Genomic DNA, 4635 nt, shown 5'->3' on the forward strand with positions numbered 1-4635 from the left:
ACCTGCAAAAGACGAAGAAGAATAATGTATTAAGCAGGAAAAAGGATAGACATCAATTTGTCTATCTTTTTTTCTGCCCACTTCATGAAAAGGAGACCTTCACAAATGGATGGAATTTTACCACTTTTAAAACCTAAGGGTATGACATCACATGATTGTGTGTTCAAATTAAGAAAGATCCTAAAGACAAAAAAAGTTGGTCATACAGGCACCCTTGATCCGGATGTGACCGGAGTATTGCCAATCTGTATCGGCCGCGCCACAAAGGTTGCGGAGTACATTACGGAAGCTGGAAAATCGTATGAAGGAGAAGTGACTTTAGGGTTTTCAACTACAACAGAAGATGCCAGCGGTGAAGTAGTAGCAGAACGAGCAATCGTGGAGGAGTTTTCCCGAAAGCAAATTCTCGATGTGTTAAAAGATTTCACGGGCATTATCAGTCAAACACCTCCTATGTTCTCAGCGGTTAAGATTAATGGCAAAAAGCTTTATGAATATGCTCGAGCAGGCATAGAAGTAGAAAGACCGTCAAGGGAAGTAACGATTCATGAATTAACGCTGCTTGATGACCGTGAAGTATTTACTGGAGAACGAATTTCTTTCCGCTTCAGAGTAAGCTGCTCTAAAGGGACGTATATACGTACACTAGCTGTTAATATTGGTGAAAAACTTGGATATCCTGCTCATATGTCCAATTTAATAAGAACAGAAAGTGCAGGGTTTACACTGGCAGATTGCCAAACGTTAGAAGCGGTTTCTGAATTGATGGAACAGGGAAAAGAAGCTGACTTTTTACAGCCAATTGAACGAGGTTTGTATCATTTGCCGAAATATCAGATTAATGATACAGTAGCAAAGAAAGTACTAAATGGTGCGGTATTACCGCAGCCGGACGATTTAACCGTACCACGGGGTGTTCCGTTTGTTATGGTAGACACAAATGAGAAGGCATTAGCTATATACCAGCTGCATCCTGAAAAGGACCAGTTGATTAAACCTATAAAGATATTGGAAATTGGATAATAGCAGTCTGAAATGTAAGAAAGAGGAGATTTGTCGTGGAAGTTATTGTCATTGAACATCCCCAATCGTTTAACCAAGCTGATTTCCCGAAACTTTCAATCGCCCTTGGTTTTTTTGATGGAATACATATTGGACATCAAGCGGTCATTCAAACTGCAAGATCAAAAGCGGAGGAATTCGGCCTAAAATCTGCTGTTATGACCTTTGATCCCCATCCTTCTGCGGTGTTAGGCAAGAGGGATGAAAACATCCGTTACATCACACCTCTCGATGATAAGATAGATATAATCAGGGATACTGGTGTAGATTATTTATTCATTATTAGATTTACTAAGGAATTTGCACGCCTCTTACCAGAGCAGTTCGTTGATCAATATTTAATCGCGATAAACGCTAAGCATGTTGTTGCCGGTTTTGACTATACATATGGACACTATGGTGAAGGAACGATGGGAACGCTCGAAAGTCACTCAAAAGGTCAGTTTCTCATTACCGTGGTGTCTAAACAAACACTAGAGGATGAAAAAATTAGTTCGACACGAATTCGGTCCATCTTAAAAAGGGGAGATTTCACTGGTTTTTATCATTTAACTGGTCGTTATTATCTTTCTCAAGGCATTGTTATTCATGGAGAAAAGCGGGGAAGGAAACTTGGTTTTCCAACGGCTAACCTCAGAATAGATGATGAGTATATATTCCCAGCCACTGGTGTGTATGCGGTTCGTGCGAAAATAAACGAAACTTGGTTCAACGGTGTTTGTAATGTAGGCTATAAACCCACATTCAATGAAGAAAAACCGGAGTTCCCGGCTGTCGAGGTCCATATTCTCGATTTTACTGGAGATCTGTATGGACAGAAGCTGCAGGTTGCTTGGCATAAACGAATTAGGAGCGAGCAGAAGTTCTCTGGATTGGATGCATTGGTTCAGCAAATTGAAGCCGATAAAGAACATGCTGTAAACTATTTTATGCTATTAAATCAATAGACTTGCAAATGTGTCGGAAAAGATGTATTCTTTATAAGTATGAAATAACCGTTTCTCGGCTAGTTGCAACTCCGGCGCTGGCTCAGTAATTGGTGATTTTACAAGAAATTTTAGGAGGAATTTAACAATGGCAATTACACAAGAACGCAAAAACGAAATTATCGCTGAGTACCGTACTCACGACACTGACACAGGATCTCCAGAAGTACAGATTGCTGTACTTACTGCAGATATCAACAGCTTGAACGAACATTTACGTGTTCACAAAAAAGATCATCATTCACGTCGTGGACTTCTTAAAATGGTAGGTAAGCGTCGTAATCTTTTATCTTACCTTCGTAACAATGACGTTGCACGTTACCGTGAATTAATTACACGCTTAGGCCTTCGTCGATAAGCAATCAGAACAAGCGGGAATTTTCCCGCTTTTTTGATGTTATTAGAAGTAAATACCGTACAGTAAAAACGGTTTTATACATAAGGAGTCATGTTAAAAGCGGCGAACGCTTAATAGATATTTTTTAGAAACGTTCATTTTGCTGTTAATGCACGTTTTTTTCGTGCATAATAGGAATAGTTTGGTTTAATTAGTTTTCAACATCTTAACACATACATGTAAGTAAAGGTTTAGGTAATAGATACCGAACCTCTATAGTGAAGATTTAGAGAGGGGTTTTTTAAAGAATGGGACAGGAAAAACATACGTACTCATATGAATGGGCAGGACACACCTTGACTGTTGAAATTGGCCAATTGGCTAAGCAAGCGAACGGAGCAGTCCTTGTCCGGTACGGAGAAACAGCAGTACTAAGTGTAGCTACAGCTTCAAAAGAACCAAAAAACCTTGATTTCTTCCCGTTAACTGTGAATTACGAAGAAAAATTATATGCAGTAGGTAAGATTCCAGGAGGATTTATTAAACGTGAAGGCCGTCCAAGTGAAAAAGCAATCTTGGCTAGTCGTTTAATTGATCGTCCAATTCGTCCGCTTTTTGCTGACGGATTCCGGAATGATGTTCAGCTTATCAGCATGGTCATGAGCTTGGAACAAGACTGTTCATCTGAAATGGCTGCGATGTTCGGTTCTTCACTTGCATTATGTGTTTCTGACATTCCTTTTGGCGGTCCAATTGCGGGTGTTATTGTCGGCCGTATCAACAATGAATTTGTTGTCAATCCATCTGTTGAACAAATGGAAAACAGTGATATCAATCTGATTGTTGCTGGAACAAAGGATGCAATCAACATGGTTGAAGCCGGAGCGAAGGAAGTACCGGAAGAAACAATGCTTGAGGCAATCATGTTCGGACATGATGAGATTAAGAAGTTAATTGAATTCCAAGAGATGATTGCTGCTGAAATCGGCAAACCAAAAATGGAAGTAAAACTGTATCAGCTTGATCAAGAATTAGAAGCAGAACTTAAAGGCATGTGTGGAGCTGATTTGAATAAAGCTGTACAAGTTCAAGAAAAGCATGCACGTGAAGCAGCAATTAAAGTGGTTAAAGACAGTGTAATGGAAAACTATACTGACGAAACCGATGAAGATAAACTAAAACAAATTAAAGAAATCTTAAATAAACTGGTTAAATCTGAAGTCCGCCGTTTAATTACGGAAGAAAAAGTTCGTCCAGATGGCCGTAATCCCGATGAAATTAGACCTTTATCTTCAGAAGTAGGGATTCTTCCACGTACTCATGGTTCTGGGTTATTCACTCGCGGACAAACTCAAGCACTTTCAATTTGTACACTTGGTGCCATGGGCGATGTTCAGATTCTTGATGGTTTAGGTACAGAAGAGTCAAAACGCTTTATGCATCATTATAACTTCCCACATTTCAGTGTTGGTGAAACAGGACCATTACGTGGACCAGGCCGTCGTGAAATCGGACATGGTGCATTAGGTGAACGGGCTCTAGAGCAAGTTCTTCCGGATGAAAAGGATTTCCCTTACACCATTCGTCTTGTTTCCGAAGTTCTTGAATCAAATGGCTCGACTTCACAGGCTAGTATTTGCGCAAGTACATTGGCAATGATGGATGCTGGTGTACCACTTAAAGCACCAGTTGCTGGTATTGCAATGGGCTTAGTGAAAACGGGAGAAGATTACTCGATTCTTACTGATATCCAAGGAATGGAAGATCATCTTGGCGATATGGACTTTAAAGTAGCCGGAACAGCTCAAGGTGTAACTGCCCTGCAAATGGATATAAAAATCGAAGGACTTTCAAGAGAAATCCTCGAGGAAGCATTACAGCAAGCAAAACGCGGTCGTCTGCATATCCTTGAATCAATGCTTGCTACGATCAATGGACCACGTGTTCAGCTTTCTAAATACGCTCCGAAAATATTGACGATGTCAATCAATCCTGATAAGATTCGCGATGTTATTGGACCAAGTGGAAAACAAATCAACAAAATCATCGAAGAAACTGGTGTGAAGATTGACATTGAACAAGATGGAACAGTCTTCATTGCGTCTACTGAACAAGATATGAATGAAAAGGCTAAGAAAATTATTGAAGATATCGTTCGTGAAGTAATGGTTGGCGAAGTTTATCTTGGTAAAGTAAAACGGATTGAAAAATTCGGTGCCTTCGTTGAAATCTTTACTGGTAAAGACGGGC

4 protein-coding genes are annotated in these 4635 nt (G+C 40.0%); all 4 read left to right on the forward strand.

Annotated features, from left to right (window positions below):
• The first annotated feature begins 105 nt into the window (after positions 1-105).
• Positions 106-1023 carry a tRNA pseudouridine(55) synthase TruB gene (truB, locus tag AC52RT_RS15835; RefSeq protein WP_495541634.1) on the forward strand — a complete coding sequence of 306 codons (918 nt, stop codon included), beginning with the start codon at positions 106-108 and terminating at the stop codon, positions 1021-1023.
• Between the two features lie 35 nt (positions 1024-1058).
• Positions 1059-2009, forward strand: a complete 951-nt coding sequence (ribF, locus tag AC52RT_RS15840) for a bifunctional riboflavin kinase/FAD synthetase (RefSeq protein ID WP_495541635.1) — start codon at positions 1059-1061, stop codon at positions 2007-2009.
• Positions 2010-2136: 127 nt separating this feature from the next.
• Complete coding sequence (gene rpsO, locus AC52RT_RS15845) at positions 2137-2406, forward strand: 30S ribosomal protein S15 (RefSeq protein ID WP_040374845.1); 270 nt, start codon at positions 2137-2139, stop codon at positions 2404-2406.
• A 287-nt stretch (positions 2407-2693) separates the two neighbouring features.
• The coding region (gene pnp, locus AC52RT_RS15850) for a polyribonucleotide nucleotidyltransferase (RefSeq protein ID WP_495541636.1) at positions 2694-4635 on the forward strand (1942 nt) is incomplete at its 3' end.

The sequence above is a fragment of the Peribacillus sp. genome (assembly GCF_059453735.1).